Annotated in this window: 15 protein-coding genes; all 15 read left to right on the plus strand. The window is 28.9% G+C overall.

Going from position 1 to position 16,934, the window contains the following annotated elements; translation table 11 throughout:
• Positions 1–84: 84 nt before the first annotated feature.
• The 15 genes from LQE93_RS08995 to LQE93_RS09065 all read left to right on the plus strand — a co-directional run bounded on the left by LQE93_RS08995 (position 85) and on the right by LQE93_RS09065 (position 16,919).
• Complete coding sequence (locus tag LQE93_RS08995; protein WP_055266588.1) at positions 85–996, plus strand: DNA-3-methyladenine glycosylase family protein; 912 nt, start codon at positions 85–87, stop codon at positions 994–996.
• Between the two features lie 232 nt (positions 997–1,228).
• Entirely contained in the window at positions 1,229–1,789 is a 561-nt protein-coding gene (locus tag LQE93_RS09000; RefSeq protein WP_055266586.1) for a hypothetical protein, read from the plus strand.
• 249 nt (positions 1,790–2,038) lie between these two features.
• Positions 2,039–2,767 carry a GntR family transcriptional regulator gene (locus LQE93_RS09005; protein ID WP_231073076.1) on the plus strand — a complete coding sequence of 243 codons (729 nt, stop codon included), beginning with the start codon at positions 2,039–2,041 and terminating at the stop codon, positions 2,765–2,767.
• A gap of 181 nt (positions 2,768–2,948) precedes the next feature.
• Positions 2,949–4,283 (plus strand): class II D-tagatose-bisphosphate aldolase, non-catalytic subunit, encoded by a 1,335-nt coding sequence (locus tag LQE93_RS09010; protein WP_231073078.1) that lies wholly within the window; start codon positions 2,949–2,951, stop codon positions 4,281–4,283.
• 261 nt (positions 4,284–4,544) lie between these two features.
• Complete coding sequence (locus tag LQE93_RS09015) at positions 4,545–6,035, plus strand: 4Fe-4S dicluster domain-containing protein (RefSeq protein ID WP_231073080.1); 1,491 nt, start codon at positions 4,545–4,547, stop codon at positions 6,033–6,035.
• 255 nt (positions 6,036–6,290) lie between these two features.
• The gene (gene groES / locus LQE93_RS09020) at positions 6,291–6,575 is read left to right on the plus strand and encodes a co-chaperone GroES (protein WP_231073082.1); all 285 of its coding nucleotides are present in this window, start codon (positions 6,291–6,293) and stop codon (positions 6,573–6,575) included.
• Positions 6,576–6,590: 15 nt separating this feature from the next.
• Positions 6,591–8,216 (plus strand): chaperonin GroEL, encoded by a 1,626-nt coding sequence (groL, locus tag LQE93_RS09025; protein ID WP_055266576.1) that lies wholly within the window; start codon positions 6,591–6,593, stop codon positions 8,214–8,216.
• Positions 8,217–8,622: 406 nt separating this feature from the next.
• Positions 8,623–9,372: a prepilin peptidase gene (locus LQE93_RS09030; protein ID WP_231073084.1), complete on the plus strand. Its 750-nt coding sequence runs from the start codon at positions 8,623–8,625 to the stop codon at positions 9,370–9,372.
• Positions 9,373–9,498: 126 nt separating this feature from the next.
• Positions 9,499–11,190 (plus strand): GspE/PulE family protein, encoded by a 1,692-nt coding sequence (locus tag LQE93_RS09035; RefSeq protein ID WP_231073086.1) that lies wholly within the window; start codon positions 9,499–9,501, stop codon positions 11,188–11,190.
• A 15-nt stretch (positions 11,191–11,205) separates the two neighbouring features.
• Entirely contained in the window at positions 11,206–12,408 is a 1,203-nt protein-coding gene (locus tag LQE93_RS09040; protein WP_231073088.1) for a type II secretion system F family protein, read from the plus strand.
• A gap of 55 nt (positions 12,409–12,463) precedes the next feature.
• Positions 12,464–12,892 carry a prepilin-type N-terminal cleavage/methylation domain-containing protein gene (locus tag LQE93_RS16890; RefSeq protein WP_331000416.1) on the plus strand — a complete coding sequence of 143 codons (429 nt, stop codon included), beginning with the start codon at positions 12,464–12,466 and terminating at the stop codon, positions 12,890–12,892.
• A gap of 112 nt (positions 12,893–13,004) precedes the next feature.
• Positions 13,005–14,189 carry a type IV pilus assembly protein PilM gene (pilM, locus tag LQE93_RS09050; RefSeq protein WP_231073090.1) on the plus strand — a complete coding sequence of 395 codons (1,185 nt, stop codon included), beginning with the start codon at positions 13,005–13,007 and terminating at the stop codon, positions 14,187–14,189.
• Positions 14,190–14,198: 9 nt separating this feature from the next.
• On the plus strand, positions 14,199–14,747 hold the full coding sequence (locus LQE93_RS09055) for a PilN domain-containing protein (protein WP_231073092.1): 549 nt from the start codon (positions 14,199–14,201) through the stop codon (positions 14,745–14,747).
• 1 nt (position 14,748) lies between these two features.
• The gene (locus LQE93_RS09060) at positions 14,749–16,026 is read left to right on the plus strand and encodes a hypothetical protein (RefSeq protein ID WP_231073093.1); all 1,278 of its coding nucleotides are present in this window, start codon (positions 14,749–14,751) and stop codon (positions 16,024–16,026) included.
• Between the two features lie 8 nt (positions 16,027–16,034).
• Entirely contained in the window at positions 16,035–16,919 is an 885-nt protein-coding gene (locus LQE93_RS09065) for a type IV pilus modification PilV family protein (RefSeq protein WP_231073095.1), read from the plus strand.
• Positions 16,920–16,934: the final 15 nt, after the last annotated feature.

Raw genomic sequence — 16,934 nt, forward strand, 5'->3', positions numbered from 1 at the left:
AATATTAATTAAGGAATAAAGAAAAGATAAAATTAAATATATAGCGTAAGCCATAAATTTATTTTAAACAAACAGAGGTGTTTTATGGATTATAAAGAAGTAATACAAATTGATGATAATTCTATAATGATAAAAGGTGTAAAAAACTTTGATATAAAGCAAATACTTGAGTGTGGACAATGTTTCAGATGGGAAAAGATATCTGATACAAATTATATTGTAGTTGCATACAGAAGAGTTATTGAAATTGTACAAAATGGAGATGATGTAACTATATATAATACGAATCTTAATGATTTCGAAGAGATATGGAAAGATTATTTAGATTTAAATACAAATTACTCTGAATTAAAAGAAGAACTTGCGAAAGATGAAATTTTAAGAAAAAGTGTTGAATTTGGATATGGAATAAGAATTTTAAATCAAGAACCTTTTGAAATGTTAATAAGTTTCATAGTATCTGCAAGAAATAGTATTCCGGCTATCATGAAGACAATTAAGAAGATATCTGAAAGATGGGGAGATAAAATTGAGTATAAAGGAAATACTTATTATGCATTCCCAACTCCAGAACAAATCAAAGATGCAACTTTAGAAGAAATAAAAGATACAGGCGCATCGTTTAGAAGTAAGTACATATTAGATACTATAGGAAAAGTTAATGAAGCATTAGAAAATCCAGATAATGAGGAATTAAAGATTTATAATTTAGATTATATAAAGTCCTTAAATACCGATGAATGTCACGTAGCCCTTCAACAATTTATGGGAGTAGGTGCTAAAGTGGCAGATTGTATAATGTTATTCTCAATGGCAAAGAAGTCAGCATTCCCAGTTGATGTTTGGGTTAAGAGAGCAATGATTCATTTTTATGTAGCTCCAGATGTATCATTAAACAAGATTAGAGTTTTCGGAAGAGATAAGTTCGGTGAATTATCAGGCCTAGCACAACAATATCTTTTCTATTATGCTAGAGAAAATAATATAAAACTTTAAAATAGTATAAGTTAATGGTAAAAAAGCAGCAATAGCTGCTTTTTTTATATAGAATTATATAATGTTGATAAAATATTTAAACAAACTATATAAAAAAGAGGTTTTTTATTGCATATAATTATTAAAAAATTAGGTAAAATTATAAAAAATATACAATATATAAATTATGTTATATAATTAATACATTATATAAAGTATAAAAGGGATTAATGAATTTAAGGGGGGATATGGGATGAAGTACATTATTACAGCACTAATAGCAATACTAGTAATTTTAATTTTTTCTTTTATTTTGACAGCTACGATAAACAAAGGAAAGTCTTTTAAAGAAAACTTAAAAATAACATTTATGTTTAGTCTAGTAATGTTACCTATAATATTATTGCTTCCAGTGAGCTTATTTGCTACATTTAAAGCATCGACAGTTATGCTTTCTTTAGATGTAAGTAATTATCAAATTTTCTTACTATCAATTATAGGATTATTTATAATCTTTATTTGTGATTTTGTTAGTAAACAGCTTATCACAACTATTGGAACTAATATGCTTTCTAAAAAGTATAGTAATGAAGATTTATCAGAAGCTCAAATGATGGAGATAATAAGCAAAAAACAGGCTAATATAAAAATATGGAATGTGGTAATAATATTTTTAGCTAGTTTACTTCTATATATGATTAGCATGGTTGTTATATCAATTGAATTTACAGGATTGTTCTTAGTTATAATATCAATTATTAATATTTTAAATTATCAATTATTCTTTAGAAGTAGCTATAAGACTGCTAGTTAAAATTTATAATCATATAAAAAACAATTAACAATATGTAGTTATGGGCAATAAGTTGTCTAATAATTACATATTGTATTTTTTTGAGCTTTAGACAAATTTTTTAGATATTTAAGTTTAAGTGTTTGCAATTAGAAAAGAATCTAAAAAGGTCGTTGAAAAGTTTATTAGATAATAGAAAATCTAGTTGGAATATATTAGGAAAAGAATTATAATAATATTAAGTGGTCATTACCAGTTTAGGAGATAAGAATGAATAGTATAGATAAGAATTTAAAGACACCACTATATTTACAGTTAGTAAATATATTAGTAGAAAAAATAGAAAAAAATATGGAAGAGCATGAACAAATTCTTTCTGAAAGAGAGATATGTGATATATATGATGTTAGTAGGACTACAGTTCGCCAAGCTTTAGATCAACTTGAAAAGGAAGGATATATATATAAGGTTCATGGAAAGGGGACTTTCGTATCACCAAAAAGGTTAAATCAGGACTTAATTTCCTTTTATTCATTTACTGAAGAGATGAAGAAACTAGGAAAGAAACCTAATTCAGAAGTTGTAGGATTTGAAATAATAAAGGCTGAAGAAAAGATTAGTCGTATGTTTAAGATTAGTGATGATGAGCTTGTATATAAAATTACTAGAATAAGAAAAGCTGATGATATACCGATGATGTATGAGACAACATATTTACCATATAATTTATTTATTGGACTAAGTAAAGATAAATTAGAGAGTATACCTATGTATGATGTGCTTGTGAATGAGTTTGGTGCAAAGCTTACTTCAGCAGAGGAATATTTTGAACCTATTATTACTAAAAAATTAGAAAGCATATATTTAGAGATACCTGAAGGGGCTCCTAGTTTAAGAATAGAGAGATTTACTTATGATCATGATACTTTAATAGAATATACAATTGGGATAGCTCGTGGTGATAAGTTCAAATATAGAGTTCAATTATTAAATAAATAATAATATAGATTTTACTTAATGAGAGTTGATATATATAAATAAAGTTAGTTATCTTTAATTAAATGGGTTATAGAAGAGATAACTAAATAGAATTGTAAATCTATACGACAACTGGTAATTACCTGTAGAAATATGGGATTGAGAAATAAAATATTAATTAAATGTGAGAGGTGGTTATATTATGCATCCTATTAAAGAATTAGTTTCAAAGTATAAAAGTGGAGAAAAAGCAGGAATATTTTCAGTGTGTTCTTCTAATAAGTATGTTATAGAGGCAGCTATGGATAGATTAAGAGATAAAGATATGCACTTATTAATAGAATCTACAGCAAATCAAGTTGATCAATTTGGGGGATATACAGGAATGACTCCTAAAGATTTCATGAAATATATTCACAATTTAGCTGAAGAAAATAATTTTCCTGTGGATAGAATTATATTAGGTGGGGATCATTTAGGACCATTAACATGGACTAAATTAGGTGAAGAAAAAGCTATGGAAAACTCTAAAACATTAATTAGAGAATATGTATTAGCTGGATTTACAAAAATTCATATAGATACAAGCATGCCAATAATCGGTGATTTTGAAAATGGTGTATTTGGAGATGATTTAATTGCAGAAAGAGCTGCAACGTTATGTAAAGTGGCAGAAGATTCTTATACTGAGCTTTTAAATGAAAAGCCAGAAAGTGTACATCCTGTGTATGTTATAGGTAGTGAAGTACCGATACCTGGAGGAGCTCAAGCTGATGAAGAAGAGGAAGAAGGAATAGCAGTAACTAAGGTAGAAAACTTAGTTAATACAATAGAGACATTTAAAAATGCCTTTGAAAATCATGGAGTAGGTGATGCTTGGCAATATGTTGTTGGAGTTGTTGTCCAACCAGGAGTTGAGTTTGGGAGTGAGCAAGTATGGAAATATGATAGAGAGAAAGCAAGAGAATTATCAGAAGCTTTAAAAGATTATCCAGAATTAGTATTTGAAGCTCATTCAACAGATTATCAAACAGATGAAGCTTTAAATGAGATGGTTGAAGATGGATTTATTATTTTAAAGGTTGGACCTGCATTAACTTACGGATTTAGAGAAGCAGCATTTGAATTAAACTTAATGGAAAATGAACTATTAAAATATAATGCTAATATTGAACTTTCAAAGTTTAGAGAAATATTAGAATTTAATATGGTAAAGAATAATGGATACTGGAAAAATCATTACTCTGGTACTCAAGAAAAGATAAAATTTGATAGAATATATGGTTTGTCCGATAGATGTAGATATTACTTACCGATAGAAGAAGTTAACTATAGTTTAGAGAAAATGATAGAAAATTTAAAACAAGTTGATATTCCATTAACTTTAGTAAGTCAATATATGCATAATCAATATAAGAAGATTAGAAGCGGAAAAATGGAGTTAACAGTAGAAAATCTACTTAAAGATAGAATAGGTGAATATATAGATGACTATATTTATGCTGTTGAGAATCATAAAGTGTTACAAATGAATTAAATTTAAGAATAAATTAAATGTAATAGATGGCAAGTTAATGAGTTAAATCAGCTAAATTAGATTAAAAAAATCAAGAAGCTGTGTAGTATTTTAACTTTAACTTGCCATTTTTTATTTTAAAAATAATAAGTTGTGATTTGTAAGTTATTATTTACAATGATTTCGACAACTGCAAAAGTTATCAGAAAATTCAAAAAATAGAAATAAATAGGGAAATATTGTATAATAAAATTAACAAGGTTTATGAGAGGGAGTGATTATATGTTTCAGTTTGAAACCCAATTAAAAAAGCTTAAGCATGAAGTATTAACTGAAGTAGCGAAACTTGCCAAAAAGAATGAAATATCCTTAGAAAGTATCGAAAAAGTTCCTTATGAAGTTATTAAAGGTGATAAGGCACAGTATAGATGTTGTGTATATAAAGAAAGAGCAATTGTTCTAGAAAGAGCTAAGCTTGCTGCAGGCTACCTTGCAAACGGAGATAATTTTGACACAGAACTTATAGACATAAGACCGGATGAACAAATTATATATATTATAGAAGCAGCTTGTGATAGGTGTCCAATAGATAAATTTAATGTTACAGATTCTTGTAGAAACTGTCTTGCTCATAGATGTAAAGAAGCTTGCAACTTTGGGGCGATAAATATAGTTGCAGGAAGAGCATATATAAATCAAGAATTATGTAAAGAATGTGGTATGTGTAAAAGGGAATGTCCTTATGATGCTATATCTGAAGTTATGAGACCATGTAAGAAGTCATGTCCTACAGGTGCTTTAGATATAAATGAAGAAGATAGAAGAGCTATTATAAAGGAAGAGATATGTGTAAACTGTGGATCTTGTATGAGATCATGTCCTTTTGGAGCTATATCAGATAAGAGTTTAATAGTTCCTGTTGCTAAGAGATTGGGAAGACATAGAAAGATGTATGCAGTAGTAGCACCAGCTATAACAGGACAATTTGGACCAACTATGAATTATGGTAAGATAAGAAATGCTTTTAAAGCTTTAGGATTTGAAGATATGGTTGAAGCAGCTTTAGGGGCTGATGCTGTTACAGTTCATGAAAGTAATGAATTTGTAGAAAGAATGGAAAGAGGAGATAAGTATATGACTAACTCTTGCTGTCCAGGATTCCTAAGCTTTATAGAAAAAATCAACCCAAGTGAAAAAGATAGAATATCAAAAACAGTATCTCCTATGGTAGCAACTGCAAGATATATCAAGAGCAAAGAACCAGATGCTAAGGTAGTATTTGTTGGACCATGCACGGCTAAAAAAGGAGAAGCAGTTAGATTAGGAGTAAGTGAGGCAGTAGATTATGTATTAACCTTTGAAGAGTTATTAGCTTTATTTGAAGCCTTTGATGTAAATCCTTTTGATATGGAAGACGAAAATGTTAATGATGCTTCAATATTTGGAAGAGGATTTGGTATGGCTGGAGGACTTACAGCAGCTATACAAAACTATGTATCTGATAGTGGATGTAAGGCAGAATTTAAACCAGTTCAAGTTTCAGGATTAGATTGTAAGAAAACCATGAATCTTGCTAAAATGGGTAAATTACAAGGAAATTTTATAGAAGGTATGATGTGTGAAGGTGGATGTATAAATGGTGCTGGAACAATAGTGCCACCACTTAGAGCAAGAGGAGCTTTTACTAAGATTAATAATAGAACTACAATTAAGGCTGTTCTTAAGAATAGTACATTAAGTGAGTTTGAAGATATAAATCTTGAGAGAGAATAGCAACATAAGAGGAATTGAAAATTTCAGTTCCTCTTATATTTTTGTAATAGTTTGAAAAGTTATAAGAATGAATGAAAAAATGAGTTATAATAAAATAAATAGTTCTAATTGGTAATATTTAACCATATTAAGGTAATAATATAAAAAGTAGTTGTTGAAAGATTTAGACTAAAAAGATATATTATAAATATAAGTTGTTAGCACTCAATAATGGTGAGTGCTAAAAATAAAAGTATATTTTTAGGAGGAAGTAAGATGAATATAAAACCATTAGGTGATAGAGTAGTAATTAAAAAATTAGAAGCTGAGACTACAACGAAGAGTGGAATAGTTTTATCAGGTACAGCGAAAGAAAGACCACAAGAAGCTGAAGTTATGGCTGTAGGACCAGGAGCTGTTCATGAAGGTAAGAGAATAGAAATGGAAGTTAAAGTTGGAGATAAAGTATTATATTCTAAATATGCAGGAACAGAAGTTAAGGTTGACGGAGAAGAATACACAATATTAAAACAAGATGATATTTTAGCTATAGTTGAATAGGGAGGTTTTTGAGAGATGGCAAAGATGATTCAATTTGGAGAAGAAGCAAGAAGAGCTATGCAAGCTGGTGTTGATAAGCTAGCTGATACAGTAAAAGTTACTTTAGGACCTAAAGGAAGAAATGTAGTATTAGATAAAAAATTTGGTTCACCACTTATAACTAACGATGGTGTATCAATTGCAAGAGAAATAGAATTAGAAGATCCATATGAAAATATGGGAGCTCAATTAGTTAAAGAAGTTGCAACTAAAACTAACGATGTTGCAGGGGATGGTACAACTACAGCTACTCTTTTAGCTCAAGCTATTATAAGAGAAGGGTTAAAGAACGTAACTGCAGGAGCAAATCCAATATTACTTAGAAATGGTATAAAAAAAGCTGTTGATGTTGCAGTAGAAGAAATTAAAAATAGTTCTAAGCCTGTAAATGGTAAAGAAGATATAGCTAGAGTTGCTGCTATATCAGCTGCAGATGATGAAATAGGTAATCTTATAGCAGATGCTATGGAAACAGTAGGTAACGAGGGCGTTATAACTGTAGAAGAATCTAAATCAATGGGTACTGAACTAGAAGTAGTTGAAGGTATGCAATTTGATAGAGGATATGTATCAGCTTATATGGTAACTGATACAGAAAAAATGGAAGCTGTTTTAGATAATCCACTTATCTTAATAACTGATAAGAAGATTTCTAATATACAAGAAATACTTCCAATATTAGAGCAAATAGTTCAATCAGGAAGAAAGTTATTAATTATAGCTGAAGATATTGAAGGGGAAGCTATGACTACATTAGTAGTTAATAAGTTAAGAGGAACTTTCAATTGTGTAGCTGTTAAAGCTCCTGGATTCGGAGATAGAAGAAAAGAAATGCTTCAAGATATAGCTATACTTACTGGTGGAGAAGTTATATCTGAAGAATTAGGAAGAGATTTAAAAGAAGTTACTTTAGACATGCTTGGTCAAGCAGAAAGTGTTAAAGTGACTAAAGAAAACACTACTGTAGTAAATGGTAGAGGAAGTAAAGAAACTATAAAAGAAAGAATTCATCAAATAAGAACTCAAATAGAAGAAACAACTTCTGAGTTTGATAGAGAAAAGTTACAAGAAAGATTAGCTAAGCTTGCTGGTGGAGTTGCTGTAATTAAAGTTGGTGCAGCTACAGAGACAGAATTAAAAGAAAGAAAGCTTAGAATAGAAGATGCTTTAGCAGCAACAAAAGCAGCTGTTGAAGAAGGTATAGTATCTGGTGGAGGAACAGCTTATGTTAGCATAATTAACAAGGTAGCTGAATTAACTTCAGATGTTGCAGATACTCAAGTTGGTATAAATATAATATTAAGAGCTTTAGAAGAGCCAATGAGACAAATAGCTACAAATGCAGGAGATGAAGCTTCTGTTATAGTAGATAAAGTTAAGAATAGCGAAAATGGAATTGGATATGATGCTTTACATGGAGAATATGTAAATATGATTAAAGCTGGTATCGTTGACCCAACTAAGGTTACAAGATCAGCACTTCAAAATGCTGCATCAGTAGCATCTACATTCTTAACAACTGAAGCTGCAGTTGTTGACATTCCAGCAAAAGAACCTGCAATGCCAGCACCAGGAATGGGCGGAATGGACGGAATGTACTAAAATAATTAAAAAGAATAATTAGCAATTAATTTGAGATAACTAAAGATTAGTATCAATGCAATTATGAATCAATTTAATAATCTTTAAAGATTATTTGATGATTAATTGGAGAATAATTAATTGCTAGAGTTGATAAAGAAACTGCTTTATTAACTACTCTGTTTATTTGACAGAGTATGGTTAATTAATGCAGTTTCTTTTTTATTTGAAAGAGTTAAGTAAAAGTATTAATAAAATGTGAGTTTAATGCAAATTTTAATAAAGATATAAATAGAGCGATAAAAAATAGTATTAATAGAAATTATCGACAAATATAAAGTTTACGTGGAAGTATCATTTTTTTTTCGTGTATAATTTTAGGTGAATTAATGGAAAAGTATAATATAAATGAAAATGGTGATAAATATTGGAGTTATTTTTTGTCGTATTATTTGGGCTTTGTATAGGAAGTTTTTTAAATGTGTGTATATATAGAATTGCTAGAGAGGAGTCTATTTCCTTTCCACCATCTCACTGTACAAGCTGTGGGTATGAGCTTAAACCTAAAGATTTAGTTCCAGTATTAAGCTATGCTTTTTTAGGTGGGAAATGTAGAAGCTGCAAAGAAAAGATAAGTATTAGATATCCACTAATAGAACTGTTAAATGCTTTATTATATGTAGTAATTTATTTAAACTACGGATTTAGTTTTGAACTGTTTAAGTTTGCAGTGTTTGCTTCACTTATGATAGTTATTGGATTTATAGATTTTGATACAAAATATGTATTTAATTCAACAGTTATCTTTGGAGTAATAAGCGGAATTGTTTTTTTATTAGCTGAATGGATAATTACTAAAAATATTCCTTGGACAAATATTGCAGGAGCTGCAATTGGTTTGGGTGTTATATGGGCTATAGTTGCTTTAACTGGAGGAATGGGTGAAGGCGATATAGATATAGCACTTATATGCGGATTGTTTCTAGGTATTAAAGGAATAGTGGTTACTTTATTTTTAGCCTTCATATTTGGAGGATTGGTAGGGGCAATTATATTGATATTAAAGCTTAAAGATAGAAAAGCTGAGATGGCTTTCGGACCGTATTTAGCTATTGGAGGAATAATAGCATCAATTTATGGAAGTAGATTAATAGAATATTACTTAGGATTATTTTAGAAAGAAATAATAGAAATTTAAATATAAATAGAAGTTAAATAATTACTTATCGAATAAAAATAGATAAATAATATTATGAATACAATTGCGCAAAAGATGATTATATAAGTATTTAGGAGGTCTTTAATGGCGTTAGGTGAAAAACGTAGGTTAGGTGATATATTAATTGATGCTGGGAAAATAACGATATATCAATTACAAGAGGCTTTGAAATCTCAAAGAGTTTTAGGAAAGAAGCTTGGAGAGGTATTAGTTGAAAGCAGGATAATTAGTGAAGAAGATATACTCGAAGCTATTGAAACTCAGACAGGAATAGAAAAAATAGATTTAAATAGTATTGAATTTGATAATAAGACATTAAATTTAGTTACAGAAAATCTATGTAGAAGGCATGTATTAATTCCGTTTGGATTTAAAAATAATAAAATTCAAATTGCTATGTCTGACCCTTTAAATATATTTGCTATAGATGATGTAAATATATCAACAGGTATAGAACCAGAAATCTATATATCATCAAAAAGTGATATACAAAAATTTATAGATCTTAACTATAGTACAGAGCAAGTTTCTAAGGCAGCTCAAGAGCTTACTAAGGAGACATTAGAATCTAAAAATATAGCTGATAATATTGAAGAAATTGATGATGTTAAAAATGCTCCAGTTGTTAAAATGATAGATTATATGTTTAGAAACTCTATAGAGATGAGAGCATCAGATATACATATAGAACCTTTCGAAAAGGAAATAAGAATAAGATATAGAATAGATGGCGAGCTTCAAACTGTTAATACGTTAGGAATAGAAAGCTTAGCTCCATTAGTAGCTAGAATTAAAATACTAGCTGGTCTTAATATAGCGGAAAAAAGAGTACCTCAAGATGGAAGAATTATTACTAGAGTAGGTAATAATGATGTTGATCTAAGAGTTTCTATTTTACCAGTAGTTAGTGGAGAAAAAATAGTTATAAGAATACTTAATAGAAGTAGTTATAAATTAGGGAAAGAACATTTAGGGATGAATGAAAATAATCTTAATAAACTTAAGAACATAATTTCTAATCCTCATGGTATTGTACTAGTTACTGGACCAACAGGAAGTGGTAAATCAACTACACTTTATACCGTATTAAATGAATTAAATTCAGATGATGTTAATATTGTTACTATTGAAGATCCAGTTGAATATACGTTAGATGGTATAAATCAAGTTAATGTTAATTCTAAATCAGGAATGACATTTGCATCTGGGCTTAGAAGTATTCTAAGACAAGATCCTGATATAGTCATGATAGGGGAAATTAGAGATGAGGAAACTGCTCAAATAGCAATAAAAGCAGCTATAACAGGTCACTTAGTTTTAAGTACACTACATACAAATGATTCAGCATCATCTATAACAAGGCTTATAGATATGGGGATAGAGCCGTATTTAGTATCTACATCAATCTGTGGAGTTATTGCACAAAGACTTGTAAGAAGAATTTGTCCTAACTGTAAAGAATCTTATGAAGCAACTGATTATGAAAAGAAAATTTTAATTGGTAACTCTGAAGAGAATCTTACTTTATATGAAGGACAAGGTTGTGGACATTGTAATGGTACAGGCTATTTGGGGAGAATTGGTGTCTATGAAATTATGGATATAACCAGAAAACATAGAGATTTAATTAATGAAACTAAAAATCCAAATGTTCTTAAAGATTTATCTTTAGAAAATGGAATGACTACACTAGGGCAAGAGTGTAAAGAGTTAGTTCTAAAAGGAATAACTACAATAAATGAACTTGCTACGATTACTTTACTAAGCGATATATAAAGGTGGTAATGAATAATGGCGAAGTTTAAATATAGAGCCATGAGTGGTAATGGTAAAAAGATTGAAGGAAATCATGTTGCCAATTCAAGAGATGAAGTTATTCAAATGATAACGTCTAATGGATATTATCCACTTATGATAGAAGAAGTAGTAGAGAGCACTAATATTGAATTAGGGTTTGGTGAGAAAGTAACAACTAAAGATATTGCTATATTCTGTAGACAACTATATACAATGATTGATGCAGGGGTGTCTATAAATAGATCTTTAAATATTATGGCAAACCAGCTTACTAATAAAAAACTTAGAAAAGTAACTTCTGAAATAGAAGAAGATGTTAAAAAGGGTGAAATGCTTTCTGCAGCAATAAAGAAGCATGATGATGTATTTCCACAACTTCTTATAAGTATGGTTGAGTCAGGAGAAATAAGTGGTAACCTTGACACTATGATGTTAAGAATGTCTACTCATTTTGAAAAGGAAAATAAGCTAAATAATAAAATAAAAGCTGCAATGACATATCCAACAATATTAGGAATTGTAGCAGTATGTGCCGTAATGTTTATTATGACATTTGTAATGCCTACATTTATAGAAATGTTTGAAAGTGAAGGAGTTGTACTTCCGATAACTACAAAGATTCTTATAAATATTAGTGCAATATTACAAAAGAATTTCTTATTTATAATAATTTGTATTATATGTGCAATTGTAGGATTTAAATTTTATAGCAGAACAGAACATGGAATATATACAATAAGTAAATTGAAGTTACATTTACCTATAATAGGTGAATTAAATAAGAAGATAATAGTTTCAAGATTTACAAGAACATTGTCTACACTAATTGCTAGTGGGGTATCATTAGTTCATTCATTACCTGTAGTTGCAGGAGTTCTTGGAAATAAGATTGCAGAAGATGCAATTAATAAAGTAAGAGAAGAAGTAACAAAAGGTGAAGGTTTAAGTGAACCAATAAAAGAAGCAGGAATATTCCCAGAAATGTTATCTTCAATGATAAACATAGGAGAAGAAACTGGGCAATTAGATGAAATATTAAATAAAACAGCAGATTTCTATGATGAAGAAGTAGAACAAGCTATTCAAACAACAACAGCATTAATAGAACCATTACTTATTGTAGTAATGGGAGTTGTAATAGGCTTTATAGTTATCTCAATAATGCTACCAATGTTTGATATGTACACACAAATGTAGGTTTTAATTAAAAATTAAAATAAATAAAAAATACATAATAGGAGGGGTTTTTATAATGATTAAAAACTTAAAAAACAAGAAAAAAGGATTTACTCTTATAGAGTTAATTATCGTTATTGCTATTATAGGAATTTTAGCAGCAATAGCTATTCCTAAATTTGGAGATGTTAAAAGAAAAGCTAATTTAAATGCAGATATCGCTAATGCTAAAACTATTCAAAATGCAACAGCGGCATTAATCGCAGAAGAAAAAGTTACAATAACAGAGGCTCAAACTTTTGAATTAGACAATGATGATTTAGCTAGCGATAATGAAAAAGCTATAATAGCTTATCTTCAATCTACGCCTAAAGTTAAAGGGAGTAAGGCAACAGGTGCAGATAAGGTAAATAACTTTACGGTTACAATAGATACAGATGGTGGGGTTAAAGTTCTAGCAGGAAAAATCCAATTATATCCAGAATCTCCATATAAAGAATATTAAGAAAAAAGTGTAGAGCATATGCTTTACACTTTATCCTATAATTTATAAAACGGAATTATAGGATAAGGTGTAAATCTCTTAAAGATTAAAATAATACCTAAGGGGTGAAGTAATGTCAGATGAAAATAAGAAGAAGTTTGATTTTTCTAAGTTAAAGGAACTTGGTCAAATGGATTTAAAGGATTTAAAAAAGCTTAAGATAGGTAATAGCAAGGATAGTAGCAAGGGCGTTATGTCTAAGCTTAATGTTAAAATAGAAAAACCAAGAAATGTTGTAAGTTTTGATATTGGAGCTAGTGCTATAAAGATAGCTTCAGGAAAGTATCATAAGGGTAAATTGGTTATAAATAATTGTACTGAAATAGTAACGCCTGAAGGCACTATTGCTGATGGGAAGATACTTAATGAAAATCAGTTATCTGAAATGCTTAAATTTTCTTTGAAGGATATTAAGGTAAAAGCAGCAGATGCTATTATCACTACTAATTCATCTTTAATAATTAACAGAGAAATTATGATTCCTAAGGTTGAGGATGAAGAGTTGGATACTGTTATAAGATATGAAATACAGCAATATTTACCTATTAATCTTAATGATTATGTTATTCAATTTATTATTTTAGATGAGGTTGAAGCTGAAAGTGGTAATAAGTATAAAGTTAATGTTATTGCTTACCCAGATAAGATTTCTAGAGATTATTATAATTTAATAAATTCAATAGGATTAAATCCATATGCTTTAGATGTTACTTATAATTCTCTTAATAAAATAGCTAATTACTCAGAGTTAGCTAAGGAAAATGAAGAGTGTACTGTTGCTTTTGTAGATATGGGAGGAACTACTACTAATATAATAATCTTAAAGAATGGTAAGCTTGATTTTACAAGAATGATGAGAGTTGGTGGAGAAAATATTAATTTTGCTTTAGCTGAAGAGTTAGGTATGGCTGCAAAATCAACAGAAGCATTAAAGATTGAAAAATCAGATTTAGATGATATTAAAGAAGATGATTTTATTAATATAGCATTAAAAAAGGTGTTAGGTAATATTTCTTTAGAGATTGAGAGAATATTTAAGTTTTATTTAAGCAAAAGTGTAGGGAATAAAATAGATAAGATATACCTTTATGGTGGAACTTCTAACATTAAGGGTATTGAAAAGTATGTTGAAGATAAATTTAATATGCCTGTTAAAAAAATAGACAAGCTTAATAATGTTGATTTTACTTCAAAGGAACTAAAAGAGCTTTCTATGGATAGATATTTAAATGCCATAGGTGCAATCATTAGATTATAGGGAGGAAATATGAGAAGAGATATTAACTTTTTTAGCCCTTATCAAGGAAAGAAAAAAGAACAAAAAAATCAGAATATTTATAAATACTCCTTATCAGGATTTGTAGCAGCATTTATTGTTGGGACATTAGCATGGAATAGTATTAATTTATATAAGGTTAATAAAAGTATAGCTGATTATACTGCTAAATTAGAAGATCCATCAATTGTAGAGAAATTATTAGAAGCAGAGCAAACAGAAGCTAAGTTAAATCTTTTAAGTAGTTATGAAAAGCAATTAAATACGATATATAAAGGTGTTGAGAGTAGAGATGTTGTATCAAATGAGATTCTAAATATGATAAGTTCAACATTGCCAACAGAAGTTAGTTTTAACAGCTTAAATCTTACTAATACTGAAATAACAATGCAAGCTACATCTACTAATAGAACTGCTATTGCTGAAGTTCAATATAATTTAAAGCAACTTAAAAATATTCAAGAAGTTTACATAGGTGCAATATCTGGTGATGAGAAGTATACATTTGATATAAGATGTACTTTAAAGGATGGTGAATAACATGAAGATTAGTAAAAAGGAAAAAATGCTTTTAGGAGTATTAGGAACTGTATTAGTAAGTGTTATTTATTATCAATTTGTATATGTTAATCAAGTAGAAAAGCTAGAAATTAAAAGAGCAGAATTAAGTGAAGTTGAAAATAGATATACAACTACAATGCAAACTATTGCAAATTTAGAAAATAAGAAATCTGAAATAAAAGTAATAAACTCTAATATTGAAGAGAAATCAGGAATATTTTATCCAACAATACTTCAAGAAAAGATAATATTAGAAATAGATACATTAATAACTGCAAGTGGATTAAAGGCAAATATATCATTTAATCCAATAGAAGTCGCAGCAGTTGAAACTTTTACTGTAACAGAGGTTATAAAAACAGAAAGTACACTTCAGTTTATAGCAGATAGTTATACAGGCTCACGAGATACAACTTTAGCTGATAATAATGGTGAACAAAAAGTTGAAAACAATGTTGTTTTAAGTAATGGGGAAACTTCAAATGAAGGAAATTCTCAAGCTATTGCTACAGATAATTCAGCAACAGCTGAACAATTAAAAATAGGAATAAGCTTTAATGGTTCTTATGATGCATTGAAGAGATTTATAGGATTGTTAGAAGGATATAGCAGAAAGATTAATATAACTAATTTAGCTATAACTCCAACATCAACTACTGATGTTACTGGAAGCATGAATTTAGAGCTATATGGTATTCCAAAGCTTAATGATAAGGATATTGAATACTTAAAATGGGAATTAGAAAATACTTATGGAAAAGATACTCCATTTACAGTAGGAGCAGCTAATGGTGCTTATAGTTCAACTATTGAACAGCTTGGAACAGAGGCAGATATTAATGATTTTGTAATGCTACTAAGAGCACCAGCATCAGAATTACCTACTTTAACTTTAGGTAGAGCTAACGATAGTGATAGAACAACATATTTATATTCAGATAATGTAAAAACTGAAGAAGCAGAGATAGAATTTAATGAGTTAGATGGTAAATTATATTACAAATACAAAACAACTTCAGGATATTATCCAAAGGATAATACTTCGACAGGTGCAGAGTTTACTACTAAATCAGATAACATAGTAATTAATATAACAAGTGAAGCAAGAGTTGGAACAGACGATAATTCACAAGTAAAGCTGAAAGTTATCAACAACACTGAAAGAAAAGTAGAAGTATTTGTGGAAAAAGACGATACATCTAATCCAAGAATTGAAATTCAAAGCTCGGGTAACTCAGTTAATGTTAAAAATAAGTAGGTGTTGAAATGAGAATATGTAAGCATAAAAAGAAAGGGATGACATTAATAGAGGCAATCATTAGTGTTGCCCTTTTATCAATTTTAATAGTTCCTATTTCAGGATTAGTAATGACTTCAGTTAATACAAATAAGAGAGCTGAAATAAAACAAGAAGCTGCATTTTTAGGACAAAAGCTTTTAGAAGAAATGAAGGTTTATGACAAGATAAAGCTAGATAGTAATGGTAATTTTCAGTTACTAAATGGTCAGGGAATAAAAAGAGTTAATACTGATGAAAGTGCTGCTGATTTTAATAATTTTAATGGGAAGTTCAGTATAGATAAATATGCTGTAGAAATTAAATTAATTAAAGACGATGAATTTACTTATGAAGATATTAGTAAAGATCCTTTAGAAAATATAGTATTTGATTATAAATTAGAGTTTAAAGGGGATGCTTCAAAAACAGTTACTTTATACAAAAATACTGAATCAGGATTGTCTGAAGTAAGCAGCTATTATCCAATAGTAAATAATAATTTAAATTTAAAAATAGGTAATGGAATATTTATCTTGTTAAATAATGAAATTGAAATGATTAATGATTCTGGGGTACCGATAAGTAATGATAATAATATTTTAATTGATTTAAATGATAACTTTACAGGAAATATTAAATTAGATTTTTATAACCAAACAGATATTGAAAAAAATATATATATTAAAAAGAATTCATCAACTACAGGAAAAGTTGAAGTTAATTCATATATAGGTAAGATAAAAATATTTAATAACATAATATCGAGCACTAAAAATACATTAGGTGATTTATATAATGTAGAAGTTACAGTTAGTAATAGAGGAAATACATTATTTAATGGAATAGTATCTCAAAATATATGGATACAATAATTAAAAAGTAAGGGG

It is taken from the genome of Clostridium sp. NSJ-145 (assembly GCF_021044725.1).
Classification (GTDB): domain Bacteria; phylum Bacillota; class Clostridia; order Clostridiales; family Clostridiaceae; genus Clostridium; species Clostridium disporicum_B.